The sequence below is a fragment of the Panacibacter microcysteis genome (assembly GCF_015831355.1).
GTDB classification, from domain to species: domain Bacteria; phylum Bacteroidota; class Bacteroidia; order Chitinophagales; family Chitinophagaceae; genus Panacibacter; species Panacibacter microcysteis.
In genome coordinates this window covers 1,653,497-1,679,912 of sequence record NZ_JADWYR010000001.1, presented here as the reverse complement: position 1 = coordinate 1,679,912, position 26,416 = coordinate 1,653,497, and the positions used below count along the sequence as shown (strand labels likewise).

18 protein-coding genes and 1 tRNA gene are annotated in these 26,416 nt (G+C 42.2%); 12 read left to right on the top strand and 7 right to left on the bottom strand.

Translation table 11 applies throughout. From position 1 onward, the window contains the following. Positions 1 to 17: 17 nt before the first annotated feature. Positions 18 to 2,216 carry a hypothetical protein gene (locus tag I5907_RS06830; protein ID WP_196989965.1) on the bottom strand — a complete coding sequence of 733 codons (2,199 nt, stop codon included), beginning with the start codon at positions 2,214 to 2,216 and terminating at the stop codon, positions 18 to 20. A 144-nt stretch (positions 2,217 to 2,360) separates the two neighbouring features. Between I5907_RS06830 and I5907_RS06825 the strand changes: the two genes are divergently transcribed. Together I5907_RS06825 and I5907_RS06820 are read left to right on the top strand one after the other, a co-directional pair. After that, on the top strand, positions 2,361 to 3,029 hold the full coding sequence (locus tag I5907_RS06825; RefSeq protein ID WP_231401987.1) for a response regulator: 669 nt from the start codon (positions 2,361 to 2,363) through the stop codon (positions 3,027 to 3,029). 117 nt (positions 3,030 to 3,146) lie between these two features. After that, on the top strand, positions 3,147 to 4,196 hold the full coding sequence (locus I5907_RS06820; RefSeq protein WP_196989963.1) for a sensor histidine kinase: 1,050 nt from the start codon (positions 3,147 to 3,149) through the stop codon (positions 4,194 to 4,196). A gap of 192 nt (positions 4,197 to 4,388) precedes the next feature. Here I5907_RS06820 and I5907_RS06815 read toward each other — a convergent pair whose 3' ends face one another. Together I5907_RS06815 and I5907_RS06810 are read right to left on the bottom strand one after the other, a co-directional pair. Then, on the bottom strand, positions 4,389 to 6,053 hold the full coding sequence (locus I5907_RS06815; RefSeq protein WP_196989962.1) for a pyruvate dehydrogenase complex dihydrolipoamide acetyltransferase: 1,665 nt from the start codon (positions 6,051 to 6,053) through the stop codon (positions 4,389 to 4,391). Between the two features lie 368 nt (positions 6,054 to 6,421). Continuing rightward, a complete protein-coding gene (locus tag I5907_RS06810; RefSeq protein WP_196989961.1) occupies positions 6,422 to 7,324 on the bottom strand; it encodes a serine hydrolase in 903 nt (300 codons plus the stop codon). A 146-nt stretch (positions 7,325 to 7,470) separates the two neighbouring features. Between I5907_RS06810 and I5907_RS06805 the strand changes: the two genes are divergently transcribed. After that, positions 7,471 to 9,885, top strand: coding sequence for a hypothetical protein (locus I5907_RS06805; RefSeq protein WP_196989960.1), 2,415 nt, complete (start codon positions 7,471 to 7,473; stop codon positions 9,883 to 9,885). 484 nt (positions 9,886 to 10,369) lie between these two features. On the opposite strand, the gene I5907_RS06800 is transcribed toward I5907_RS06805, so the two are convergent. The 3 genes from I5907_RS06800 to I5907_RS06790 all read right to left on the bottom strand — a co-directional run bounded on the left by I5907_RS06800 (position 10,370) and on the right by I5907_RS06790 (position 12,729). After that, positions 10,370 to 10,453, bottom strand: a tRNA-Leu gene (locus tag I5907_RS06800). Between the two features lie 46 nt (positions 10,454 to 10,499). Then, positions 10,500 to 11,657, bottom strand: coding sequence for a sensor histidine kinase (locus I5907_RS06795; protein ID WP_196989959.1), 1,158 nt, complete (start codon positions 11,655 to 11,657; stop codon positions 10,500 to 10,502). 85 nt (positions 11,658 to 11,742) lie between these two features. Then, positions 11,743 to 12,729, bottom strand: coding sequence for a hypothetical protein (locus I5907_RS06790; protein ID WP_196989958.1), 987 nt, complete (start codon positions 12,727 to 12,729; stop codon positions 11,743 to 11,745). 25 nt (positions 12,730 to 12,754) lie between these two features. Between I5907_RS06790 and I5907_RS06785 the strand changes: the two genes are divergently transcribed. The 8 genes from I5907_RS06785 (at position 12,755) to I5907_RS06750 (ending at position 22,540) form a co-directional block, all read left to right on the top strand. Next, entirely contained in the window at positions 12,755 to 13,492 is a 738-nt protein-coding gene (locus I5907_RS06785) for a 3'-5' exonuclease (protein WP_196989957.1), read from the top strand. A 62-nt stretch (positions 13,493 to 13,554) separates the two neighbouring features. Beyond that, positions 13,555 to 15,390: a DNA polymerase III subunit gamma/tau gene (locus I5907_RS06780; RefSeq protein ID WP_196989956.1), complete on the top strand. Its 1,836-nt coding sequence runs from the start codon at positions 13,555 to 13,557 to the stop codon at positions 15,388 to 15,390. 385 nt (positions 15,391 to 15,775) lie between these two features. Beyond that, a complete protein-coding gene (gene uppS / locus I5907_RS06775) occupies positions 15,776 to 16,534 on the top strand; it encodes an undecaprenyl pyrophosphate synthase (RefSeq protein ID WP_196989955.1) in 759 nt (252 codons plus the stop codon). 140 nt (positions 16,535 to 16,674) lie between these two features. Continuing rightward, positions 16,675 to 19,425, top strand: coding sequence for a BamA/OMP85 family outer membrane protein (locus I5907_RS06770; RefSeq protein ID WP_196989954.1), 2,751 nt, complete (start codon positions 16,675 to 16,677; stop codon positions 19,423 to 19,425). Positions 19,426 to 19,579: 154 nt separating this feature from the next. Beyond that, positions 19,580 to 20,092 carry an OmpH/Skp family outer membrane protein gene (locus tag I5907_RS06765; protein ID WP_196989953.1) on the top strand — a complete coding sequence of 171 codons (513 nt, stop codon included), beginning with the start codon at positions 19,580 to 19,582 and terminating at the stop codon, positions 20,090 to 20,092. A gap of 46 nt (positions 20,093 to 20,138) precedes the next feature. Next, entirely contained in the window at positions 20,139 to 20,762 is a 624-nt protein-coding gene (locus I5907_RS06760) for an OmpH/Skp family outer membrane protein (protein WP_196989952.1), read from the top strand. A gap of 149 nt (positions 20,763 to 20,911) precedes the next feature. Next, complete coding sequence (gene murI, locus I5907_RS06755; protein WP_196989951.1) at positions 20,912 to 21,733, top strand: glutamate racemase; 822 nt, start codon at positions 20,912 to 20,914, stop codon at positions 21,731 to 21,733. 306 nt (positions 21,734 to 22,039) lie between these two features. Further along, positions 22,040 to 22,540 carry an HD domain-containing protein gene (locus tag I5907_RS06750; RefSeq protein ID WP_196989950.1) on the top strand — a complete coding sequence of 167 codons (501 nt, stop codon included), beginning with the start codon at positions 22,040 to 22,042 and terminating at the stop codon, positions 22,538 to 22,540. A 407-nt stretch (positions 22,541 to 22,947) separates the two neighbouring features. On the opposite strand, the gene I5907_RS06745 is transcribed toward I5907_RS06750, so the two are convergent. Beyond that, complete coding sequence (locus tag I5907_RS06745) at positions 22,948 to 24,780, bottom strand: sodium:solute symporter family protein (protein WP_196989949.1); 1,833 nt, start codon at positions 24,778 to 24,780, stop codon at positions 22,948 to 22,950. A 737-nt stretch (positions 24,781 to 25,517) separates the two neighbouring features. Here I5907_RS06745 and I5907_RS06740 point away from each other — a divergent pair. Next, complete coding sequence (locus tag I5907_RS06740; protein WP_196989948.1) at positions 25,518 to 26,405, top strand: AraC family transcriptional regulator; 888 nt, start codon at positions 25,518 to 25,520, stop codon at positions 26,403 to 26,405. Positions 26,406 to 26,416 lie beyond the last annotated feature (11 nt).

The following is a 26,416-nucleotide window of genomic DNA, read 5'->3' as shown; positions in this document are numbered from 1 at the left end:
GCAGCCGGGCTCATCATTTATTTCATTACCTGCCCTGACTGTATTTCTTTTCTTTCCTGTAATTTTTTATACGCCATAATAAACAAGGCGCCGAGGTTTTTGTGTGGTGGCACATAATCATCAAATAAACCATTACCACCCATTTTCTTAGAAAGCGTTGACCATAGTACCGGCCAGTTAAGGTCTTTGCCCTGCCGGAGCGTTTCTAAAATAAGCGCAATCATAGGGTCGTTTACATTTAAACTTCCTGTTTGTTTGGATGCAATGATCTGTGCACCGGGGCATATGCGCAATATTTTATCGAGGTTTTGGTAGGCACCACAACTACCCAATAGTACAATTTTGGCTGACTCTGGTAATTGCTCGAGTGTTGAAGGCAACCAATAGCTGTGGCCGCGATGTATAACAATTGTTGGCGAAAGATTTTTTTGATAGAGATAATCATTTAATGCAGCCTGTGCTTTTGCATCGAGCCCTTTTGTATCATCTAACGGACGGTTTGCATAAATAACAACCGGCACTCCTTTGGTAGATGCAACCGTAACCCATTCTGCACTTGGCGTAATTTTCCAGTTGGCGTTGCTGAAGTAATTCATAAAACCGGCAAAAGAAGCCTTACCATCCTTATCGCCATAAAAGAACTGCTGCACAATGATCTTTTTGGCACTATCCTGCAAGTCTTTGTATGGCATGTAATACACAGGCGGTATATCCAACTCTTTAGATACATCGATTTTATTTGTGGAGTCCATGGAAAGAAAAAGCGTATTTAAAATACCATAGATATCTGTGCGTCTTTCATCATTTGCTTTTTTGCCTTCCTGCCAGTTCCACTGTACCTGTGTAAGAATGAGGTTGCGTACATTGGCATCATCAATACTTGCGTAAGAGTTGGCTACATCAACAGCATCTTCCAGGCTTTCTGTTTTATGCAGGTTATTTACAAATGCTTTCATTAGTACCTGCGCATTGTTGTTATCCATGCGTTTCAGAAAATCATCAAGCGTGTTGTAGTTGGAGGCAATCTTTATCCATTTTTTAAAATGGTCGAAGCGCACATTCATCAGCAGGGAATCTGATTTTGGATTTTTCATTCTCTGCCATATTCTCGGGTAAACACCTTTTACATAGCTCGATGTATATATAATTTCTTCGCCTTCTACGGCCAGGTAGTACAGGTCCTGGGGGCTAAGGGGCTCAAGTATTTTAAACCTTACCCGCTCATCGTTTACATCGTGCAAACCGTTGATCTCGTTTATAAAAGGATCTGCGGCCTTGCCCTGCATTTTTGCACGCAGGCCATCTGCTGCCATAGGCGTGTCTTTTATGCGGGCAAGATCGGCGTAATCAATAGCCGTTTGCACCAGCAACTTGTAATATTTTACATCATTATCCATCACAGCCGTTACATCGTCAAACGATAACCTGCCACGATAGATATTATCAAGAAAAGGAAACAACTGCCTGCCTGTTTTCAACTGCGCCATGCGGCTAATAACTTTTACAAGCGAATCAGGGTTTTTCCTGATGTTGGAGGCAAGCTTATTATACGCCGCTGCATAAGTATAAATGCTTTCAGGATCACGTTTGGCAATTTGAGCTACCAGACTGTCTGCAAAAGGAAGATCAGGATTTTGTGTAAGCAAGGGGAGCGCCCTGTTGCGGTACTTGTCGCAATATTTAATCAATACAATATTGTTGGCTTTTTCATAACCCATATTATTATTGAATGCAATATTGTGAAGCAATATGTTGCCTAGCTCATAAGAGTAATTGTATACTTTTCCTTCTATTGATTCACCCTCTTTTTCAAGCGGCATGCATTCTTCAAAAGCATCGATAATAGCCGGTAAAAGTGAATACTTCACTGAATCAACCCTGGCTTTGTACATGTAGCTGTTAAGTATTTCATTCAGACCACGTAGAAATTTTATCTTCCCATTATTGTCGAGTGTTGAATCTGCCTCGATTGTTTTTCTGATATTATTTACACCCGTTGTTGCGGCAGCCGTTACGTCAGTGTTTACCTTTTCATTCGGGGTAAGTGTAAAAAGACTGTCTTCCTTGCCGTCCATGGCAAGAAGCTTCTTTTGGGTGCCGTCAAGGATTTCATGAAAGTAAAGACGGGATAACGGAATTTTGGTATCGGAAGAAGGTTGGCCATTAACCAGGTAAAACAAACCAAGTAAAACCGAAAGTATAAGGTATCTTTTCATTTATAAAAGTAGTGCTTCTCAAAATCTTATCTGACCTTGCAAAGGTAGCATAGTTTTCACTTAACAATTAGATAATGCGTTTACTATGCCAGAATGAATTTGTAAAATTATTTTTGTGTAAAGGAATTGTTAATGGAAAACAAGATGAAAAAGGTTTTGATAGCTGATGATGAAAAAGATATACTGGAGATCATTAGTTACAACCTGATGAGTGAAGGTTATGAGATCTATACTGCAAAAGACGGGAATGAAGCACTGGACATGGCAAAGAAAGTTCAACCGGACCTGATCATACTTGACATTATGATGCCGTATAAAACCGGGATCGAGGTTTGCCAGGTACTCAGAAGCAACGAAGCATTTAAAGAAACGCTGATCATATTTCTTACAGCATTAAACGACGAAACATCTCATATAAAAGGACTTGAATCCGGCGGCGATGACTACGTAAGCAAACCCATTAGCCCGAAAGTGTTGGTAAGCCGTGTAAATGCACTGTTCAGAAGAATACACAAAGACACAGACGATAAAGCCCTCACAATCGGCAATCTCACAATTGATCCTGTAAAGTTTGTGGTTACACTCAAAGGCAAAGACATCGTATTGGCAAAAAAAGAGTTTGAGTTACTGTACCTGCTGGCATCCAAACCGGGAAGGGTGTTCCTGAGAAACGAAATATTAAGCCAGGTGTGGGGACAGGAAGTAATCGTTGGCGACAGAACCATCGATGTACACATTCGCAAAATCCGGCAAAAACTCGATCTTGATTGTATTACCACCGTAAAAGGTGTGGGTTACAAGTTCAACATGTAATCCCGGGCATCTTCAGCAGCTGTGCACTCCGGAAACCATTTGCATATTTCTGATAACGCCTTACTGCTTTCATAATTCTATCCATACTAAATTGCACTTAGTTTAGCTTCGCCTGCAATGTTCAAAACAAAAAATCTTTCTCCAGTAAATTTATCCCTGTTAACAGCACTGGTATTATCGGTGCCTGTGAGTATTGCTTTCTATCTTGTAAGCGATAACATTTACGCAGGTATTATTGCGCTTGCCATTACACTTATTGGCAACTACCTGCTCATAAGATTTGTATTGGAGTCTTTTATCTACCGCAAAATAAAACTGATCTATAAGTTTATTTACCAGACCAAGGCCAGCAAAAAAGAAGAAATGTATTACAAGTACATTCTTCCCAACAAAAGTATAGACGAAGTGAGGCAGGATGTGGAAGACTGGGCCAAACAACGCAAGGCTGAAATAGAAGTGCTGCGCAGCAATGAGCAGTTCCGAAAAGAATTTCTTCAGAATCTTTCACATGAATTTAAAACACCCATTTTCAGCATACAAGGGTACGTAGACACACTTTTAAATGGTGCCCTTGAAAATCCAAATGTAAACCGCCGCTTCCTGGAAAATACTTATAAGAATGTAGAACGTATGGTAAATCTTGTAAGCGACCTTGATGAAATAACCAAACTTGAAAGCGGTGAGCAACCCCTTTATAAAGAAAATTTTATTATACAGGATCTTATCCGATATGTATTTGAAACACTCACCATAAAAATGGTTGAGCGAAATATCAGAGCTTCTATAAAAAAGGGTTGTGAACAACCTGTATATGTTTTCGCAGACAAAGAGAAAATAGGACGCGTACTTACCAACCTGGTTGAAAATGCCATCAAATACGGTGTGCACGGCGGCAATATTGTTGCCAGCATTTACAATACAGACGACCAGCATGTACTCATCGAGATAAGTGATGATGGAATAGGCATAGCAGAAGAACACCTCCTGCGTATATTCGAACGTTTCTACCGCACAGACACCGGCCGCAGCCGCAATGTAGGAGGCACCGGTCTCGGGCTTTCTATCTGCAAACATATTATAGAGGCCCATAACCAGACTATACATGTACGCAGCAAGCCAGACGTAGGTACCACCATAGGTTTTACACTCGAGTCACGGAAAAGTTAGCCATATAATGTTGCCGGCTGCAGTGCTTGTGGCATCACCTGTTGCGTCGCACTCCGTTCATCGTTCCCATCATTATTCAGCACTCCTGGCTAGTCCGCGTACACAATATATTTTTTACAAAAACCTTTTATTGTAGCAATAAAAAAGCGGGCTTTTACAAGCCCGCCATTTATAACAAAACAATTTTTACTGTTAAATCATCATTCTTAAAGGCTCTTCCAGCAGGCTTTTTACAGTTTGTAAAAATGCGGCTCCTGTAGCACCGTCTACCACACGGTGGTCGCAGCTTAGTGTAACCTTCATCACATTGCCTGGTACAATGGCTCCATTCTTGACTACCGGCTCCTGGGATATGCCGCCCACAGCCAATATACATGCATCCGGCGGATTAATAATGGCGGTAAACTGGTCTATGCCAAACATACCAAGGTTAGATATGGTAAATGTGCTTCCTTCCCAGTCAGAAGGCTGCAGTTTCTTGTCTTTTGCCTTCTTTGCATAGTCTTTTACTTCTGTAGCAATCTGGCTCAGAGATTTTGCATCCGCAAACCGTACCACCGGTACCAGCAAACCTTCATCCACGGCTACTGCCACCCCAATATTTACATGGTGGTTGATCCTTATCTTATCACCCAGCCAGCTGCTGTTTACTTTAGGGTGTTGCTTCAGTGCCACTGCCACCGCTTTCAGTACAAGGTCATTGAAACTTATTTTTACACTGCTTACTTCGTTCAGTTTCGCACGTGCAGCAACACAGGCATCCATATCAATACTCATGGTAAGATAAAAATGCGGTGCTGTAAACAGGCTTTCACTCAGGCGGCGTGCAATTGTTTTACGCATCTGCGATACCGGCACTTCTTCAAAGCTTTCCTGGCCTACAGGCGCAGTGGTGGCTTTAGATGCAGGAGCCGCAGCGGGTGCAGCGCTTGCAGCCGGCGCATCAGCAGGCTTATAATTATCAATATCAGTTTTGGTAATACGACCATTATCGCCACTACCTTTTACATATTTCAGGTCTATCCCTTTTTCAGAGGCAATTTTCTTAGCCAGGGGAGATGCAAAAATTCTGCCTTCATTCACTACCTGCTGTTCAGCTACAGGTGCGGCAGCCTGCGCAGAAGCGCTGCTTTCCGCCTTTGGCGTTTCCTTTGTTTCGGCCGGCGCCGTTGCTGCACCACCACCGTTTTTCATTGCTTCCAATACTTTATTCACATCGAACCCTTCTTTGCCAATGATACAAAGCAGGTCATTCACCTGTATTTTTTCGCCTGCTTTTGCACCCTGGTATAACAGAACTCCTTCTTTATAGCTTTCCAGTTCCATGGTGGCTTTGTCAGTCTCAATATCGGCCAGTACTTCGCCTTTTTTTACTGTATCTCCAACATTTTTGTGCCAGCCTGCAATTACACCTTCGGTCATAGTATCACTTAAACGTGGCATTAACACTACCTCTTCCATTGCAGCAACATCTATGCGGCCACCGCCCGAAGGTTGTGCAGGGGCTTCTTCTTTTTTAGGCTCTTCTTTCTTAGGCGCTTCTTCTGTTGCTTTAGGCGCAGCAGCACCATTACCTCCGTTGCCATTATGCTGTGCAACAAGTGCACTCACATCTTCACCCTGCTTACCAATAATGGCCAAAAGGTCGTTTACCTGCAGTTTACCTCCCTTATCAGCACCAACATGAAGCAGCGTACCCTCCTGGTAACTTTCCAGCTCCATTGTTGCCTTATCTGTTTCAATCTCAGCTAAAAGGTCGCCTTTCTTAACCGCGTCTCCTGGTTTTTTATGCCATGCCGCAATAACACCTTCTGTCATGGTATCACTCAAACGGGGCATTAAAATCACTTCTGCCATTGGTATGTAAGATTTAAATATTCAATTTTTGTACTTAGCTGCATAGCTGCTATTGAACTGTGGTTGTGTCACTCACTTGTACGCCATCACATTATTCGGCAGCGATACCTCGTTTGCAACATGCACTATGCTACTTTTTTTTCGAGCCGTGAAATTACAGTAAAATGCAATAGATTCAAGTTAGTGCTTTGATTTTTGTGAAAGACCTTACCCGGCAGTAAAAACATGCAGGCAGGCTGTCTGTAAAGTCTGCTCGTAAACGACTGTAAAAGTATACGCAGACTGTACCCTGCGTGCTGCACAGGGTACTGCAGTACAAGTGTGCGACGCAACAGAAGCTTCATAGTAATGCAACTGCCCGGCCCACCTTATTCTTCTTTAGATACCGGCGGCGCCTGCCAGTTGCTTTTGGGGTTATAGTATTTCCACAGCAAGGCAGACAATTTGCGTGTAAGCACCCACGCTTCGTTGTTATACTGCCAACTGGTGTCTTTGTTATTTTTGGTAAAAATGCTGAATATATAAGGGTTTACGGCGCTGTTTACATATACGATCTCATCGCGGCTGGCATCTACGGCACCATTTTTATCTGCTGTAAACACACCGGGTGGAATTTGCGACAAAGCTTCTTCGTCCCAGTACTGCCGGCCCAGCAGCCGCAACATTTGACCATCTGGCGCACCCAGTAAATGTCCCATTACAATACGCTCCATCATCTGAGCTATCTCTTTGGGGGTTGTTTGGCCCCAGCCATACAGGCTCCTGTTGGTTTCCCGGCCGGGTGTTCTGCTGTTTACACGCGTGTTTGTAAAGCCAAGACTGTCGAGTATGCTGTTGATTTGGGTGCCGCCACCGGCCAGGCCCTGCAACCACAGACTCGCTGTGTTATCGCTTGTGGTTAGCATAAGCATGATGACCTTGCTAAGTTCTATGGTAGCGCTGTCTTTAAAAGATGCAAGTATATCGTCTCCTTCATTGTAAAAAAGCGAGTCGGTATATGTAAGCCGCTGGTGGTACTGCAATTCTCTTTTTTGTATCCTGTTCATGATGCCCAGCAGAATAGGCATTTTTACAATACTCGCCGTTGGAAAAACCGTATCTGCGTTTATTGCAGCAATTTTATCGTGTTTAAGATCATGCACGTATACACCTATGTTGCCATTAAAGCCCTTTACCAGGGTGGCAATTGCTGCCTGCAGTTTTGCATCTGTTTGTTGTGCATGCGCCGCAGCAGCAATGAAAACCAGTAAGAATAAAAATGTACGATGCATAACAGGTATTAAAGAAATGAAGTTAGCTAATTTTGAAAATGCATCTAAAACGAGAACAGGTTTCTGTTGCCAAACTGTTAAGATATTAGGTGTTATTGTATTCTTGAATTACTTTGAGCAATCTTACTATGACCAAAAGAATTACTATGCAAAGGCTGCTTTGTTTATTGCTGATCGTGTACTGCCCTTCGCTTGCTTTTTCGCAGCAAATAAATAAAGAAACCTTTACGGCCAATCTTGAAAACCTTGGAACCGGTTTTCCGCAGGAAAAAGTGTACATACAGTTTGATAAACCGGTATATGCGCCGGGTGAAACGATCTGGTTTAAAGCGTACATTATGTCGGCAACTACGCCATCGCTGGTAAGTGCCAATATTTATATAGACCATACTGATGCAAACGGCAATGTGTTATCGCATGCTGTATTGCCCATGATTGCATCGTCTGCAAAAGGCAGCTATGTAATACCCAAAACATATAGTGGAAACAGCATTCATGTAAGGGCTTATACAAAGTGGATGCTCAATTTTGATTCTTCCTTTCTCTATAACAAAGACATCAGGATTTTACAGCAAAAACAAACAGCCGCAAAAGCACCGGCTGTAAACAAACCTGCCATTGATTTCTTCTCGGAAAGCGGCGACTGTATTGCAGGCATAAACTGCCGTATAGCATTTAAGTCAGTTTATGATAACGGCAAGCCATGCAATGCCAAAGGTACTATAGTAAACAGCAAAGGTGAGACGGTTGCCACTTTCACTTCGGTACACGATGGTATGGGCATCTTCCCGCTGGATGCAAAAGCCAACGAGAAGTATATTGCAAAATGGAAAGATGAACAGGGCAAACCATATGAAACACCACTGCCTGCTGTGAAGCCGGGTGGCATATCCCTGGAAGTGCGCCTTACCGAAGGCAAAAGAAGTTTTATTATAAAAAGAAGTACCACTGCTGCTGAAAATCTTGAACAGGTGCAAATTGTTGCCACCATGGACCAGCACCTTGTGTATATGGCCAATGTAAATCTTAAAGAAACCCCTGCGGTTGGCGGTGCTATTCCTGTGGATCAGTTGCCAAGCGGCATTCTGCAGCTAACCGTATTCGATGCAAACTGGGTGGCCGTTGCGGAGAGAATAACTTTTATCAACAACAATGATTACGTATTTGAGCCAGAAGTTGGCTTTGCTGCTTTGGGCACATCTAAACGCGGTAAAAATACGCTGGTAATAAATGTTCCTGATACACTGGAAGCAAACCTCTCGGTAGCAGTTACTGATGCCGGCATAGGTATAGACAGCAGCGATAACATTATCTCCCGCCTGTTACTTACCGGCGATCTGAAAGGAAATGTGTACAAACCCGGATATTATTTTGCCAATAGCAGCGATTCCTTACAACAACAGCTTGATCTCGTAATGCTCACAAACGGCTGGCGCCGCATAAAATGGAACGATCTTGTAGCCGGCAAAATGCCCGTGATAAAGTATTCCAACGATACCAGTTACCTCTCTCTGGCAGGAAAAGTATTTGGCACTTCTGCAATGGATATGCGCCAGTCGGGTTTCTTATTCCTTATTCTCGACAGGAAGAGTGACAGCACCAGAAACAGCATGCAGGTTTCGCTGGAGAAGGATGGCTCTTTTAAAGACCCCAACGTTATTTTGTTCGATACCACCAGGATCTATTACCAGTTTGCCGGAGCCAAAGACATGGCTAATTCCACTGAAGTTGTATTTAATAACGGCACACTACCATCACCGGGTAAGATCAATTTTGATAAAAACATGAACCGTTATTTCCTCGATAGCGCTGCCGAAAACCGCAACCTTTACTTTGCCAGTGAGCAGGCAAGACTTGCAAAATTCCTGGAAGGCACTACGCTGGAAGGTGTAACGGTAAAGGCTAAAACAAAAAGCCGGGAACAGATACTCGATGAGCAATATGCGTCGGGCTTGTTCAGCGGTGGCAATGCCCGTTCTTTCGACCTGGAAAATGACCCGTTTGCGAGGTCTTCTCTTGATATATTTAACTACCTGCGCGGAAAAGTTGCGGGGCTAAATATAACCGGCCAAACAGGGCCCGGCAGCCAGCCATCTGTACAATGGCGCGGTGGTACGCCTTCCTTTTATATCAATGAAATGCCGGTCGACATTAGCCAGATCGGCTCTACCAACCCCAGCGATGTTGCTTATATCAAAGTTTTTCCACCACCTTTTTTTGGCGCTTTTGGCGGCGGCGCCAATGGTGCAATAGCCATATATACCAAGAAAGGCGGCGCTGCACCTGTAACCAAAGGCAAAGGCATGCCCTCGAAACTGGTAATGGGTTATGCGCCAGAAAAAGAGTTTTACTCGCCCAACTACGGCACATTTGACCAACGCAATGAACAGGAAGACCTGCGCTCTACCCTTTACTGGAACCCTATGATCTTAACCAATGCAAGAAACAAAATGGTAAAACTTACTTTCTATAACAATGATATTACCAACAGCTTCAGGGTTATTGTAGAAGGTGTAACCAAAGATGGCCGTATAACACACATAGAAAAAGTGATAGAATAATTTTATGAGCCCGGCTGTATAACATGCATGAGGCTTTACTTGCGTCGCACTCTTGTACGGCTGAAGCAATATTCAACAAAACGCGAAGATTGAAGAATGATTGTCTTTGTGTAAAGCAATGCCTGCATACCTGGACCGATACCAATCAGTTACTACCAGCCTGTAACCATGCAATGTTTTGTTATACTGTGTAAACCGGTATATGGATATTTTACGGCATTTTTGGGCCTACCAAGGCAGAAAACGCACAAATAACAAAGACAGGTATAACGCCCATGCGGTTGATTTTGGTGACAGGCATTCGGTGTATAACGCCACTATTTTTTGGTACTTATAATACGCCCGGTGTAAAATAATGTTATGGTCGTCGCACTTGTTCAGTGTAGCTTCTGCAGTACAAGAGTGCGACGCAACGGCAGCTAAATAGTAGCAATGGAGTTGGGTACATAAAATAAAAAAGCCTCTTCATAAGAAGAAGCTTTTGTGCGGAAGAGGAGATTCGAACTCCCACGCCAGTTACGGCGCTACCACCTCAAAGTAGTGCGTCTACCAATTTCGCCACCTCCGCAACTTTGGGAATGCAAATGTAAGGGGATAGCATTATTTTTCAATCGCTATTTGTGCAATTCTATTCTGAAGGTAGTACCCTTGCCAATCTCGCTGTTTTTTACATAAATAGCACCTTTATGGTACTGCTCAATAATTCTTTTGGCAAGCGTTAAACCCAGCCCCCACCCACGTTTTTTGGTAGTAAACCCTGGTTCAAAAACATTTTTGAGGTTGGCTTTAGATATGCCCTTTCCGCTGTCTTTTACATCGATCTTTATTTGTGTATCCGTTTCCCTGATACGTATTTGTATAGAACCCTTGCCTTCCATTGCGTCGAGCCCGTTCTTAAGCAGATTTTCCATTACCCAGTCAAACAGGGGCGGCGAGATCATGGCATTTACAACACCGGCACCATTGGTATCTATGGAAAAATCTACATTGCGCCCCGACCGCTTTTTAATGTACTCTACCATGGTTTCTATTTGCTCAACCAGGTTCTTTTGTTCCAGGTTTGGCTTACTGCCGATCTTCCCAAAACGGTCGGTAATCAACTCCAGCCTTACCACATCTTTTTCAATTTCGGTTACGATCTTTTCATTGCCCGGTATATCTTTTAGTACTTCTATCCAGCCTTTTAAACTGGTGACAGGAGTACCTAACTGATGTGCTGTTTCTTTTGCCATGCCGGCCCATAACTGGTTTTGCGTGCTCATGTAGGCGGTACGCTGGGCAATAACGGTAATAATGATAAACAAGCCTACGATAACCAATTGTATAATGGGATAATAACGCACCTCTTTTTGCAAGATGCTTTCGCCATAATAATATTTGTTGGCTACATATGGGCTATCGCTTAAAACAAGTGTGATAGGATCATTTTGCTTTTTAAATTCGGCAAGCTTACGGCTGAGGTATTTGGGATCGCCGGCGATGGCGTTAGAATCCAGATTTATACAGTTGCCCGGGTTTATCCGGTCGTTTTCGTCTGTTTCTATAATGGGTATGTCTTTATTTTCAAGCGATATTTTAGAAGCCAGCGTAAGGCTTTGCGGATCGTTTACGATCATCATTGTTTTTAATGCCTGCACCCATGTATCTACCCTGTTCTTTTCGTCTGCGGCAATCTTCCTCGATAAATATTGAGAATAAAAAACAGTTCCGGTAACAATACTGATTGCTATTAAAAAAATAACCGTCTTACCGTTGATCCATTGTTTAATCATGCTTCTAAAGTATAGAATCTTTGATGCCTGAAAAATAAAAAACCCCGCAAAATGCGGGGGTTGGTAATATATAGAGAAACCTGAACTATCCAAATATGCCGCCTTTCTTCAATGCCTTTGTTCCTTCACCGATCTTAAAACCATTCTGGTAAATTTCTACCTTGTAATTTCCGGTCTGGTATTTACCAGCTTCGGGTTTCCAATCGAAGCTTACAGGTGTGCGTTTTCCCTGTTCGTATTCAACATTTACTTTACTGGTAAAAGTTTTATCTCCTTCTTCTCTTGTGGTAAATGTACCGCTCGATGAAGGCATTGTAATAGGTTTGCCATCGGGCCCGGTAACAGATACATACAATTCTTTTGAACCACTTGGAGAGATCCTGTTTTCATCAAGATCAAAAGATATTCTGAACACGTCTACACGTCTTGCTGTAGTGGTAGTTTTTTCTTTACCACTGTTCTTGATATCAATAGGTGTGATATTGATATTAGAAGCGTGTAGTGTTGAACCAATATCTTCAACATGTGCTTTTTCCTGTTGTGTGGAAGCAAGATTTTGCTCTACAACAGCTTTCTGTGCAGTTACAGTATCTCTTTCTGCGGTTACACGCTGGTTTGTTTCAGTAAGCTGCGTATTTTCAAGTTTCAACCTTTCAACTTCTGCAACCAGATCATTGATCTTACCATTGAGTTCGGCGATCATTGACTTAGCTTTTGAAAGGTCTGCATTCTTCTTACCAAGCTCTGACTTGATATTTGATTTTAGTTTTTCAATTTCTTTCTGGCGGTCAGTTAATTCTGAAGTTAACTGTGTATTGCTGCCGGTAAGAGAATCCATACGGGCCAGTGCATCATTGTATTCTTCCTGTATTTCATTGCGGGCAGAATCAACGTTTGAATATTGTGTTTGTAGTTGTGTAATTGTTTCTTTAGATTTACTCTTATCATACACAACATAACCCCAGGTACCAAGTAGTGCAGCTATTAATAAACCATAGATAAGTTTACGATTGTCTTTAGGTGGCTGCTGTTGCGGTGTAGAACCGGCAGATGGATAATTTGTATAGCTCATATTAATAAGAAATTTAAGTGTTTATATGACAAATGTTTATGGTGCTGATTCTATTTATAACTTATTGGTAATTGACATTGAAACTGTGCCTCAGTACCGGGATTATGCGCAACTCCCGGAAGCCTGGAAAAGTCTCTGGAGCGACAAGATTTCCAAAACCGTGCCAGAAAATGTTTCGCCTGAAAACGCTTACCAGCAAAGGGCTGGCATACTTGCAGAGTTTGGAAAAGTGATTTGTATAAGCACCGGATTCTTTCATAATAATGAAGAAAATAAGCCATCACTACGCTTAAAAAGTATTTCAGGAGACGATGAGGGATTGCTGCTTCGGTCATTTATTGAGATAACAGATAAGTGGCATAAACATAATAAAAATTTTCAATTTGCAGGACATAATATAAGAGAGTTCGATATTCCTTATTTGTGCAGGCGTATGCTCATCAATCATATACCGCTTCCTTCATATCTCAGCTTCCAGGGTGCAAAACCATGGGAAGTGAAGATGACAGATACGCTGCAGTGGTGGAAATTTGGCGATTACAAACATTATACATCACTTCACCTGCTGGCAAATGTATTGGATGTGCCTACTTCAAAAACAGATATTGATGGCAGCCAGGTGCAACATGTTTACTACGAGGAAAAAAACCTACCGAGGATTGTTGAATATTGCCAGCGGGACGTGATTGTTGTAGCCAACCTGATACTGCGGTTCAAAAACCTTCCGCTGCTTACTGATAACGACATAACCATTGTTTCCTGATGTGCACAACTAAATCTTAAACCACAGATCGAAAACAGTGAACATTATTATCTTGCAGTGTTATGGACAAATTTATTGTTTCGGCAAGAAAATACAGGCCACAAACCTTTGACACTGTTGTTGGCCAGGCCCACATTACCACCACGCTCAAAAACGCTATCAGGAATAACCAGCTTGCGCATGCTTTTCTGTTTTGTGGTCCGCGTGGCGTAGGTAAAACAACCTGTGCACGTATACTTGCCAAAACAATCAATTGCGAGAATCTTCAGCCGGATGGTGAAGCATGCAACGAATGTCATTCATGCAAAAGTTTTAACGATGGAATTTCTTTGAACATTCATGAACTGGATGCCGCTTCGAATAATTCTGTGGATGATATAAGATCTCTTGTAGAGCAGGTGCGCTTTGCACCACAGGCAGGTAAGTACAAAGTATATATTGTAGATGAGGTACACATGCTTAGCGCAAGCGCATTCAATGCATTCCTTAAAACACTGGAAGAACCGCCACCTTATGCTATATTCATTTTAGCTACTACAGAAAAGCACAAAATACTTCCTACCATTTTATCGCGTTGCCAGATCTTCGATTTTAAACGTATTACAGGAAATGATACCGTAGAGCACCTGCAGGAAATAGCCGATAAGGAAGAAATAAAAGCAGACAAAGCTGCATTGCAGGTAATAGCACAGAAAAGCGAGGGTTGCATGCGGGATGCACTAAGCATTCTGGACAAAATCGTAAGCTTTACCAACGGCGAAGTAACATACCAGAATACGCTGGAGCATTTAAATATTCTTGATCACGACTACTATTTCCGTTTATTGGAGCACCTGCTGCAACAGGATCTTGCAGCGGCTATGTTGCTGTATGATGAGATCAATAAAAAAGGTTTTGAAGGCGACATGGTGCTAAATGGCTTTGCAGAATTTATACGAAACATACTGGTATGTAAAGATGTAAAGGCCGCAGCATTACTGGATGTGGTAGAAGGTATGCAGGAAAAATACACTTCGGTAGCGAAAGCCACCGGCCTTTCCTTTTTGGTAAGTGCTTTGAACATTTTGAACGAAGCGGAAATTAACTACAAGATGGCCCGCAACAAAAGACTGCACGTGGAAATGGCGCTGATTAAACTCAACTTTTTGCAACAGGCCATTGAACTTTCCACAGATAATGGTACCGTAATTAAAAAAAAACGGCTTGACGGCCCTGTAGCTTATAAAATTAAAAACATCAATCCTTTGCAGGTAAAGGCAGCGGCTACAGATGCCAAACCCGCCACTCAGCAGTCGTCCAGGTTATACATACAGGAAGAAGTACAGCCGGAAACAAAACCAGCAACAAAGCCAAAAGCCAATACAGCCACGGCAACCGTGGCAGCAAAACTACCTGTTAATGGTGCACAATCTGCAGCGGCCGCAACCGCCCGGCCTGCGGTTGGCAAGGTAAGCCTGCTCGAAACTTTAAGGGCCAAAATTGGCGACCAGTACAATATTGAGGAGATCAAAGAAGCAGAAGCGCTGGAACTAAACAAACTGCAGGATACCTGGAACCAATATGGCTTAAAGATGGAAGAGCAACAAAAGCATTCTTCTGCCAATACGTTTAAGCTTGCAAAGCTTAATATAGAAACAGATAATTTCTTCACCGTGGTTGTGCATGCCATTACGCAACAGCGCTTTATAGAACAGGAAAAGATGTTGCTGGCAGATTTTGTACAGCAGGCTTTCAACAACCGCAGTATTACCTTTAAAGTACTTGTAGAGCAGGGAGAAGAGGAAGAAGTACCGGCAAACCTTGTACTCAACAGCCGGCAGCGCTTTGAGAAGATGGCCGAAAGGTATCCCTTGTTAAGAGACCTGAGAGATAAATTACGGCTGGAACTGGATTACTGATTTTTATGTACCCGGCACCTGTACACATATTGAACTTCCGTTGCGTCGCACTCTTGTACGGCAGGAACTTTGCCGGGCAATGCGAAGACTGAAGCGAAGTCATGGTCATGAATGGTTCCAGCAAAAGGGAGCAGTCTTTACCAGGCGCATGCAGGTTGCTGTTCTTTTCACCTTTGTCTTAGTGCGTACAGGCCGGCTAAACAGAACGCCACAGCTGCCATAAATGAGGAACCCTGAAGGGAGTGACACAACAGGCGATGCCATAGAAAACCATAGCCCGCTACATAAAAACCCGGCTTTACATAAGGTATATGCTACTTATTTTAAAAGTGCCCGCACATAACCCATCTATTTCATTAATTTTGCCATCCTTTAATGCCTAAGTATGCAGGATTTGCTGGAAAAAATAGATAAAACACGCCTTCCGAAACACGTGGCCATTATAATGGACGGTAACGGTCGCTGGGCCAGGGAAAAAGGCCAGGACAGGTTATACGGTCATTTCCATGGCGTGGAAAGTGTACGGAATATTGTTGAAGGCGCCGGCGAAATTGGCATTCAATACCTCACTTTATACGCTTTTAGTACCGAAAACTGGGACCGGCCGGCACAGGAAGTTACCGGTTTAATGGAGCTGCTTATTGAAACCATTAAGAAAGAAGCTGCCGATCTTAAAAAAAACAACATAAAGCTCCATGTTATTGGTGACATGAGCATGTTGCCGGACAGGGCACGGAAGGAACTGCAGGAAGTACTCGATGAAACCCACGACAACACCAGCATGCACCTGATTATGGCACTTAGCTATAGCAGCCGCTGGGAGCTGGTAAACGCCGTAAAAAATATTGCTGTTGATGTAAAAAATGGCAAAATTGAACCTGAAACCATCAACCAAGATACGTTGCAGCGTTATTTAACCACCAGCGAATTCCCCGATCCTGAACTAATGATAAGAACCAGCGGTGAATACCGGATCAGCAACTTTCTTTTATACCAGTTAGCTTATGCAGAATTGTATTTTACAAATGTCAGGTGGCCTGATTTCAGGAAAGAGAACCTGTACGAAGCAATTATTGATTATCAAAACAGGGAACGCAGATTTGGTAAAACAGGAGAGCAGGTAAAGACTGAACCGGTGCATTAAATTAAAATAAGCACCGTTTGTTTTAACAAACAGTTTTGACACAATTCTGAATAATCCTTTTAATTTGCCCAACTTAAAATCTTAAGCGTCTGCAATAACCATAAAACATAACTGCAGAAGCATTTTCAAACACGAACCGGATGCAGCGATTTTATAAGTCTTTATTAGCGCTATTTGTTTTTGGTTTATCAGGTCTTGCAGTTGAAGCCCAGGTTGCCGATACATCAATTACATCTTTAGATCCAGAACTGCTTAATATTTTAAACCAGACCACCCCTCAGAAATATAAAATTGCTGATATAAAGGTTACAGGCAACAAATATTTTGACCAGGCCCTGCTTACATCGGTAGCCGGTTTAAATGTTGGTGACGAAGTAACACTGCCCGGCGGTGATAATTTTGCAAAAGCGATCAACAAACTCTGGGCGCAGAATTACTTTAGCGATGTGGCCATTTATCTTACAAAACTGGACGGCAATAATATTTCGATAGAAATCAATGTAACAGAAAGGCCCCGCTTATCTAACTATTACCTGCGCAACGTAAATAAATCTGAGCAGGATGATCTTGGCCCTAAAACAGGGTTAGTAAAAGGACGTGTGGTTACGGAAAACATGAAGCGTACCGCTATTGACGCGATTGACAAATTTTATTTTGAAAAAGGTTTCCGTAACGTAAAAGTAAACATTGAGACCATAAGGGATACAACGCTTGAAAACTCGGTGGTTTTATACCTTTATATAAATAAAGGCAGTAAAGTAAAGATCAACCAGATCAACCTTATTGGCAATGAAACAGTGAATGAGCTTAAGCTGAAAAAGCAAATGAAGGGTACAAAAGAAATGACCCGCTTAACACTGTTTCCACCCAAAGACTCTGGCGGTATTGCCAATCCTTCCCGTTATACTTTCAGCGAATACCTGCACGACAAAGGATACCTTACTTTTACCAAAACACGCCGGGTACTTGACCCCTATGTACGCCTGAAGATTTTTTCCAACGCAAAATTCGATGAGAAGAAATACGAAGAAGACAAAGAAAAAATCATTGAATACTACAACTCGCTGGGTAACCGGGATGCAGCCATTGTTCAGGATAAAGTGTATTCAAATGCCAGGGGAAATATCAATATTGATCTTAAAGTTGATGAAGGGCACAAATACTATTTTGGCAATATTACCTGGAAAGGCAATTCTAAATATTCCGATTCTTTGCTTACCGTTATTCTTGGTGTGAAGAAAGGAGATATTTACAATGCCGAGTTACTGAATAAAAAACTTGGTAAAAGTATTTCTCCTGAGGGTGGAGACATTAGCGGGTTGTATATGGATGATGGCTATCTCTTCTTCCAGGTTAACCCGATTGAGACCGCTGTTTACAATGATACCATCGATTTTGAGATCAAGATACAGGAAGGCCCACAGGCCAGATGGAAAAATGTTCGTATTGCGGGCAATGACCGTACAAAGGAATATGTGATAAGGCGCGAACTTAGAACATTACCGGGTGAGAAATTCAGCCGTAGCGATGTGATCCGTTCTCAGCGTGAGATTGCCAACCTCAGCTTCTTCGACCAGGAAAAGATTTCTCCCAATATTGTTCCAAACCCGGAAGATGGTACAGTAGATGTTACCTGGAATGTGGTTGAAAAATCCAGCGACCAGCTTGAGCTTAGCGCAGGTTTTGGTGGCGGTATTGGTCTTACTGGTACGGTAGGTGTTTCGTTCAATAACTTTTCAATAAAAAACATCTGGAACAAAAAAGCATGGGATCCGTTACCCGTTGGTGATGGCCAGAAGTTAAGCCTGCGTGTACAAAGTAATGGCCGTGCTTACCGTTCTTACAACGTATCATTTACTGAACCATGGCTGGGTGGCAAAAAAAGAAACGCGTTCACCGTAAGTTTTTACGATACAAAATTTGCCAATGCTTACGATTACACAACCGGTACCTATACCAAGGCAGCGGCCGACACTTCTTTTTTCAAAACAACAGGTGCTTCTATTGGTTTACAAAAGCAGTTGAAATGGCCTGATGACTATTTCTCTTTTGGAGCCTCATTAAGCTTTGCACGTTATAAACTGAAGAACTATCCAATTTCACAAACATTGAAATTGCCCGATGGTAGTTTATTCAGGAACGGTTTTTCCAACAACCTTAGTCTGAGGTTGAACCTTACAAGGTATTCGCTCGATCAGCAGATATTCCCCCGCACAGGTTCCAATTTCAACCTGAGCCTTGCATTAACACCGCCTTACTCTTTGTTTAACAAGAATATCGTTAATTCATCTAATCCATATAGCTGGATCGAATACCACAAATGGCGCTTTACCGGCGAGTGGTATGTACCAATTGGTAAACCGGCAGGTGAAGAAAGAAACAGGCAGTTTGTACTTAAGCTTGCTGCCAAGTTTGGTTACCTTGGCCGCTACAACAAAGACCTCGAAATTTCTCCGTTTGAAAGGTTCCAGGTGGGTGATGCAGGCCTTAGTAACACTTACGCGCTGCTTGGTTACGATATCATTGCACAAAGAGGTTACCCGGTATACGAAACGTCAGATCCTCGTGTAAACCCTGATCAGCAGGGCGCATCACAATACTTTACCATGTTCAACAAATACACGCTGGAGTTGCGCTATCCGTTCAGCACCGCAGCAAGCAGCACTATTTACGGACTTACCTTCTTCGAAGCGGCAAATGGATGGTATTCGTTTAAAGATTACAACCCGTTCCAGTTGCGTCGTTCAGTAGGTGTAGGTGTAAGGTTCTTCCTGCCAATGTTTGGTTTGCTGGGCTTTGATTATGGTATTGGCCTGGACAGAATGAAGAATGGCGGTTCGCTTAAAGACGCATCAAGGTTTACCTTTATGCTGGGCTTTGAACCGGATTGATTTGGCAGAACAGTATGTATGAGCCCGGCTGCAGCCTATGCATGAAGCTTCTGTTGCGTCGCACGCTTGTACTGTTGAAACGCTTTGGAGCATGTGCGAAGATCGGGGCGAAATCTTACCAACATTTACTTTACAGATCTCTAAAACCTGTTATATGAAAAAAATATTTATCATAGTACTTAGTTGCTTCTTTCTTACCGCAACTTCCTATGCACAGCGCTACGCCGTAATCGATACAAAATATATCCTCAATAAAATGCCTGAGTATACAGATGCAGACAAAAAACTGCAGCTTATCAGCGAACAGTGGCAAAAAGAAATCGACAGCAGGCAAGCTGAACTCGACAAAATGTACAAAGATTACGAAGCAGAACAGTTTATGCTGAGCGATGATTTAAAGAAGAAAAGAGAAGATGAACTGTTCAATAAAGAAAAGGAATTACGCGATCTCCAGAAAAGACGCTTTGGCTACCAGGGAGACCTTTTCAAAGAAAGAGAAAAACTGGTAAAACCCTTACAGGATAAAGTTTATAACGCGGTGCAAAAAATTGCAGTAGCCCGCGGGTACGACTTTATACTTGACAAAAGTGAAGGAATTACTGTTATATTTGCCGACCCCAAACTTGACAAGAGCGATGATATCTTGCGCGAATTGGGCATAAAATAAACATTCAATCATCAAAAATCAATTGTTTAAATTCAACAGCACACTCATGAAAAAAGTCTTTTTATCAATGCTCGTTCTTTCTGCTGTATTGTTCGCAGGTGGAGAGGTTAAGGCACAGCAGTTTAAGGTCGCGGTATTTGATCTTGATGCAATGGTTACATACGGCATGCCCCAATATGCGGAAGTAGATAGCCTGTTGCAGATTTACCAACAGGATTCTTTAGCAACAGAATATAACATTTATCAAACAGAATACCAGCGTTTAGACAGCACATTTAAGGCTGACTCTACCGCAGGTAAATCAAAAGCTGTTCTTGACTACACTGATGGCAAGCGCAGAGAAATGGCAATGAATCTTGTTTACTGGCAGCAGATCGCTCAAAGAAAAGTAGAGATGAAAAGAGGCCAGCTTGCACAGCCCCTCTACACACAGGTAGTAAATGCTTACAAAAAAGTACTGGAAACCAAAAAGTATAATTTGATTCTTAAACCACAGACTTATGAACTGGGTTTTCCTATCGATAACCTGTTTATCTCTGTAGCAAAGGAATTGAAACTTACATCTCTGCCACAGGAATTGCTGCAGGTGGGTGATGATCCGGATGCATCGAAAACACCTCCGGCTACCAAGCCTGCAACAGGCGGTGCCACAAAGCCAAAAACAAATTAGTCCAACAATCTTGTTATAAAAAAACCACGCTTATGCGTGGTTTTTTTATTGGCCAACTCCAGTATTTTACTATATAGAAGTGAACTTGTTACAACACTGCATAACACATTGTTTAAACCTGTACTTTAGTAAAAGAAAAACAGCATAACATGCAAGGAAGTATCGGTGTTTTTGATTCAGGCTATGGCGGTCTTACGGTGCTCAAAGAAATAGTAGCCAAACTGCCGCAGTATGATTATATATACCTTGGCGATAACTCACGTTCACCTTATGGCAACCGTTCGTTCAATACTGTATACCATTATACCTTACAGTGCGTGGAATGGTTTTTCAGGCAAGGTTGCCCGCTTGTTATTCTTGCCTGTAATACAGCATCGGCAAAAGCTTTAAGAACAATACAGCAAAATGACCTGCCGCGAATGGCGCCGGATAAACGTGTGCTGGGCGTTATAAGACCAACAACTGAAGTCGTAGGCCAATATACGAAAAGCAAGAAAGTCGGTGTTCTCGCCACCAACGGTACCGTGCAATCAAACTCTTATGTTATCGAGATCAACAAGTTTTATCCTGACGTACAGGTAATACAGGAGGCCTGCCCTATGTGGGTTCCACTGGTGGAAAATAATGAGCATGAAGGCCATGGGGCAGACTTTTTCATTAAGAAAAACATTCACCAGCTATTGAAAAAAGAACCGCTCATAGATACCATTTTGCTGGCCTGCACGCATTACCCTTTGTTGATAAAAAAGATCACAGAATATACACCTGTTGATATTACCATTTTATCCCAGGGCAAGATTGTTGCAAACAGTCTTGCAGATTACCTGAAACGTCATAATGAGATGGAAACAAGGCTGTCCAAAAATGGCCAAAAGATATTTTACACTACAGATTCAACTGCAGACTTTGACAAGCATGCCGCTGCATTTTATGGGAGACCGGTGAGTGCCATACATACAGATCTTAGCTGACAAACACGCACCACACGATGTACGCAAGGCAGCATCGTGTGCCCCGTTAACGCTCTGCAGTACAAGTGAGTGACACAACCTAAGCTTCATAGTAGCAATACAGACCACCAACATTTTTTAAATTCGTTATAAAAAGAAAAAGCACATAAGTGCTTTTTTAATTCAATATTGAGCCATGCTGCAGCACTACTATTAAGCTTTGCTTGCGTCGCACTCTTCAACATTTGAATCTTTGCTGAGCATTTGCAACGCCCCGGCTGTTATACAGCATTGTTGACAATGAAGGTTCTGAAAATAAAATACGTAATGCTTAAAGAAATTTTCATCCATCTTCTTATGGCTTATAACAGCGATGATGCGTTGTGTAAAACATACTGGAATGAAGTGGAAAGCGCATATACAGGCAGGCAGCGCCATTATCATAACCTGCTACACCTGCAGCAGATGTACACGCAGCTCGAAGCATGCAGAGATTATATCGAAGACTGGCCAACAATCCTGTTTGCATTGTTTTATCATGACCTTATATACAAAGCAAGGCGGCGGGACAATGAAGCCCAAAGTGCATTAACTGCAGCCAGGAGATTAAAGGCCATCAATTACCCGCAGGCAAAAATTGCCTTGTGCAGCCAACATATACTTGCCACCAAAAGCCACGTACACAGTAAAAGCACAGATACCAATTATTTTACAGATGCAGACCTGTCTATACTTGGCAGCGACAGCGCAACGTACAATGCGTATGCACACCATGTAAGAAATGAATACAAGTTTTACCCGGGCTTTTTATATAAACCAAGCCGCTGAAAAGTGTTGCAATATTTTCTTGCGCAGGACCACATTTATAAAACACCGCATTTTTCAGCGTTGTTTGAAGCACAGGCAAAAGAGAATATGCAGGAAGAGCTGTATACGTTATAAACAAAAAAGCCATAGCTGATCTGCCATGACTTTTCTGTTCAAAAATGCATTGAAGCAATTAAGCGTTTAACGAATTCAGGAAACTGCATTTTGCACGTTCCTTTTGCTTAGTGCACTTGAAATCCATGCATATAAACGCGTATTTATATTTTCTATTGTTTCCGTCATTCAACACCCTTGATTAAATTTCCACAACATTTAGCATAATATTACGCGCAATATTTTTTATACACATGCCAAAGATCGTGTTGCCACACTATAATAAAACTACTTCTTTGTCGTTCAAAAGCGCCTTAATCTTCCAGTTTGTTCCACCATGTTTTTTTCAGTATCAGAATGATCACCAGGAGTATTACTGAAACTATTGCTACATGTAATTTCATCCAAAGCACAATATACATGGGTAACAGGGTTAGGGCGCATTGTGCTATTATACCCAATACAACATTCAACGCATCCAGCCTGAAACGGTTACCTGTGCTGAACGTAGGGTCTTCAGACAAAACAATAGCCTCCACTGGTTTCCAGAAGCCCCATGGCTTTACGGTGCGGTAAAAAGCTGTAAGCGTGTGCATATTTGTTGCGGGAGCAGCATACGTACCGGCAATGCAACCCGCAACAGATACCAGGAAAAGCAAGGGCCAGTTATACAATGGCAAACCATCAAAAACATAAGGGAATACCAGTGCTGCGGCCACCCCGCTTAACATACCCCAAAAGAAGCCATTTGCATTGAACCTCCACCAATACCACTTAAACATGTTGGCGGCAATGTAACCTCCATAAAGCGCGCCAACGATCCATTGCAACACGCTGTTGATGTCTTTTGCAATGAAGCCGAGCAGGATACCAATTACAACCACCAGCGTACCTACTACATAATTGGTGGTAATGATCATTCGTGTAGACGCTTTCGGGTTGATGTATTTAAGGTATATATCATTTACTATGTAAGCCTGTGCGGCATTCAGCGTACCGGAAAAAGTACCCATAAAAGCACCGAGCAGCCCGGTTAGTACAAGGCCCAGTATTCCCACCGGCAAAAAGCTGTTTACCGCAGAAGGAAGTATCTTTTCGAAATCTGTACCTGCGGGTGAAGAAAGATTCAGCTGATCGTAGTAGAGAAGCGCCAATACAGTTAACCCGATGATCAATGCATATCGGATTGGTAACAATACAATAGAAACAAAGCCCGTCATTTTCGATGCTTCTTTTGGCGACCTGGTTGAGAGTATCTTCTGCATGTCGTAATTAGGTGCCGGGCCTGCAAGACTGGCAAACACCCCTTTGAACAACATCATCATAAAAAAAACGGAGAACATGGAAAACCCATCATCGCTGATCTTCCGGTTTACATCTTCAATAATGCCAGACCAGTCAAGGTCATCTAATGTGCGGCCGAAAAAAGGCGTGTACCAGCCATGCGGTACATTGAGTGTATTGTTTTCTCCGTGCAGGTGTATCATGGCTATTGCAGCAACGGCTATACATGCAATTGTCATTACAATGTATTTGATCACATCACCAATAACAATGCTATGCATGCCCCCTACAACAGAATAAAAAGTGGCGAATATTGTAAAAATAATGCCATAAACGTGCGGTACATACTGAGGTGACACATTAAATGGTATATATGGTTCTATGTACCGCCAGGGAATAAATATCTCCGTAAATTTTCCCAGGCCGATAAAACCATATGCAAGAAAACCAAAGCAACTAAGCAGCGCAAAAGCAACCATTACATTGTGAGAACCTCTGCAGCCTGTGTCATCAGATCCAAACCTGGTAACCAGCCATTCTGCACCTGTGGTAGCATTGGATCTGCGTAACCATTTGGATAGAAACATCATCAAAAAAACCTGGTTGAATACCGGCCATAGCCATGGTATCCACATGCTCTTCATGCCATACACAAAACACAACGATACCATCCACATCGTTCCGCTGATATCAAACATATCTGACGCATCACTTAGCCCCAGCATATACCAGGGCAGGGATTTACCGCCCAGTAAATAATTGTCTTTATTCTTCCGTGCTTTTTTACGAAGCAGCCAGCCAATAACCAGCATCGAGATCAGGTAGGCAAAAACAATTGCTATATCAATCCATTGTAAGCGCATGCCGGTCTGTTGTTATTGGGGGTTCAATTTCGTTTATAAAACTGATTGAACCATGCAAAAGTTTGATGAGTAATGCTGCGATTACAGTGACAAATTTTCTACTGGCTTTGCTGCCTGCTGATGATATTATCTCAAACGTTTGTTGTACCCTGGAATGGCCGGGTTAATGATTGGAACGATGAAGTGAGTGACACAACAGGCGATGCCACACGTGCTGCAGCCGGTACCAAAAAAAACACGATTTAAAAATAAAAGCCCGTTGTAGAAACAACAGGCTTATTCTTTTAAAATTACTGCTTGAGAAAAAAATACTTAATATATTAAAACCCGTATGCGATGCAAGCTGCACCTCATTTACACTTGCTGTCGTTTGTGTCCCGTTTCCAAAAAACAGCGCAGCATAAAATGATATCAACACCTGATCGCACAGCGGGTTTCTTTTGAAATACCATCTTATTGCTGCTAATGACAATATCAATCTATATATATGAAAGACGTGATGAACCTGTAGCAGCAACCGGTTTTGAGCGGTATTGAAACGTTGTTGTAAATCTAATGTTTTCCGTAAAACACACAAGTACTTTTTTATCTTAAAATTTATAGAAAGAGGCGTCCCTATAGCTTAAATAGTTCTTAAATACTGCCGCACAATCATTTTTACGGATATCTGAATTTATCTGAGCTAATATTTTTTTAGCTTTACTGTTTAAATTTCATTATTTACTTTACTGATTGCCATGCCTGCAGAACTACTGAGAGAAATCATTCCATTAACAAAAAATGACTGCTTTACACTTTTTTCACGCAACAAATCCACGTTCGATTTCCCGCTGCATTATCATGAAGAATTTGAACTGAATTTTATATTAAATGCGCATGGCGCGCAAAGAATAATCGGCGATCATATCGGCGAACTGGACGATTTTGAACTGGTATTGGTAGGCCCTAATTTGCAACATGGCTGGTTTAATCATAACTGCGCATGTAAAGACATAAAAGAAATTACCATACAGTTTCACCGCGATTTGTTTGATGAGGCATTTTTAAACAGGAACCAGCTAAGTTTTATAAGGAGCATGTTTGAAAAATCTTTGCGTGGCATCTTGTTCTCAAAAGAAACCACGCAGGCCATCAAACCGAGGCTGGTTGAACTTACCAAAAAACATGGCTTTGATTCTGTGCTGGAGCTGATGTCTATCCTGCACGACCTGTCTGTAAGCCGTAACATGAAAACATTATCTGATGTTTCTTTTGTAGCTGCTGACAATTCATTTTCTTACAACAGCCGCCGCGTAGAAAAAGTGATGCATTACCTCAACGCCAATTTTAGTAAGGATATTACGCTGGCTGAAGCAGCAAAACTTGCCTTAATGACAGATGTGGCATTCAGTCGTTTCTTTAAAGCAAGAACCGGTAAAACGTTTATTGATACGCTTAACGAAATAAGGCTTGGCCATGCATCGCGGTTACTGATTGATACAACACAGAACATTACAGAGATTGCATACAATTGCGGCTTTAACAACATGAGCAACTTTAACCGCATTTTTAAAAAGAAGAAAAACTGCACACCCAAAGAGTTCAGGGATACCTATAATGCTTCGGGTGTAAGAACGTTTATATAAAAAAAACCGGG

What these genes read in the sequence shown, in the direction of transcription:
- I5907_RS06785 (WP_196989957.1), top strand. Translation starts at nt 12,755, where the DNA reads ATGACAAATGTTTATGGTGCTGATTCTATTTATAACTTATTGGTAATT.
- I5907_RS06780 (WP_196989956.1), top strand. Translation starts at nt 13,555, where the DNA reads ATGGACAAATTTATTGTTTCGGCAAGAAAATACAGGCCACAAACCTTT.
- I5907_RS06765 (WP_196989953.1), top strand. Translation starts at nt 19,580, where the DNA reads ATGAAAAAAATATTTATCATAGTACTTAGTTGCTTCTTTCTTACCGCA.
- I5907_RS06815 (WP_196989962.1), bottom strand. Translation starts at nt 6,053, where the DNA reads ATGGCAGAAGTGATTTTAATGCCCCGTTTGAGTGATACCATGACAGAA.
- I5907_RS06770 (WP_196989954.1), top strand. Translation starts at nt 16,675, where the DNA reads ATGCAGCGATTTTATAAGTCTTTATTAGCGCTATTTGTTTTTGGTTTA.
- murI (WP_196989951.1), top strand. Translation starts at nt 20,912, where the DNA reads ATGCAAGGAAGTATCGGTGTTTTTGATTCAGGCTATGGCGGTCTTACG.
- I5907_RS06790 (WP_196989958.1), bottom strand. Translation starts at nt 12,729, where the DNA reads ATGAGCTATACAAATTATCCATCTGCCGGTTCTACACCGCAACAGCAG.
- I5907_RS06825 (WP_231401987.1), top strand. Translation starts at nt 2,361, where the DNA reads ATGAAAAAGGTTTTGATAGCTGATGATGAAAAAGATATACTGGAGATC.
- uppS (WP_196989955.1), top strand. Translation starts at nt 15,776, where the DNA reads ATGCAGGATTTGCTGGAAAAAATAGATAAAACACGCCTTCCGAAACAC.
- I5907_RS06760 (WP_196989952.1), top strand. Translation starts at nt 20,139, where the DNA reads ATGAAAAAAGTCTTTTTATCAATGCTCGTTCTTTCTGCTGTATTGTTC.
- I5907_RS06820 (WP_196989963.1), top strand. Translation starts at nt 3,147, where the DNA reads ATGTTCAAAACAAAAAATCTTTCTCCAGTAAATTTATCCCTGTTAACA.
- I5907_RS06750 (WP_196989950.1), top strand. Translation starts at nt 22,040, where the DNA reads ATGCTTAAAGAAATTTTCATCCATCTTCTTATGGCTTATAACAGCGAT.
- I5907_RS06810 (WP_196989961.1), bottom strand. Translation starts at nt 7,324, where the DNA reads ATGCATCGTACATTTTTATTCTTACTGGTTTTCATTGCTGCTGCGGCG.
- I5907_RS06805 (WP_196989960.1), top strand. Translation starts at nt 7,471, where the DNA reads ATGCAAAGGCTGCTTTGTTTATTGCTGATCGTGTACTGCCCTTCGCTT.
- I5907_RS06745 (WP_196989949.1), bottom strand. Translation starts at nt 24,780, where the DNA reads ATGCGCTTACAATGGATTGATATAGCAATTGTTTTTGCCTACCTGATC.
- I5907_RS06830 (WP_196989965.1), bottom strand. Translation starts at nt 2,216, where the DNA reads ATGAAAAGATACCTTATACTTTCGGTTTTACTTGGTTTGTTTTACCTG.
- I5907_RS06740 (WP_196989948.1), top strand. Translation starts at nt 25,518, where the DNA reads ATGCCTGCAGAACTACTGAGAGAAATCATTCCATTAACAAAAAATGAC.
- I5907_RS06795 (WP_196989959.1), bottom strand. Translation starts at nt 11,657, where the DNA reads ATGATTAAACAATGGATCAACGGTAAGACGGTTATTTTTTTAATAGCA.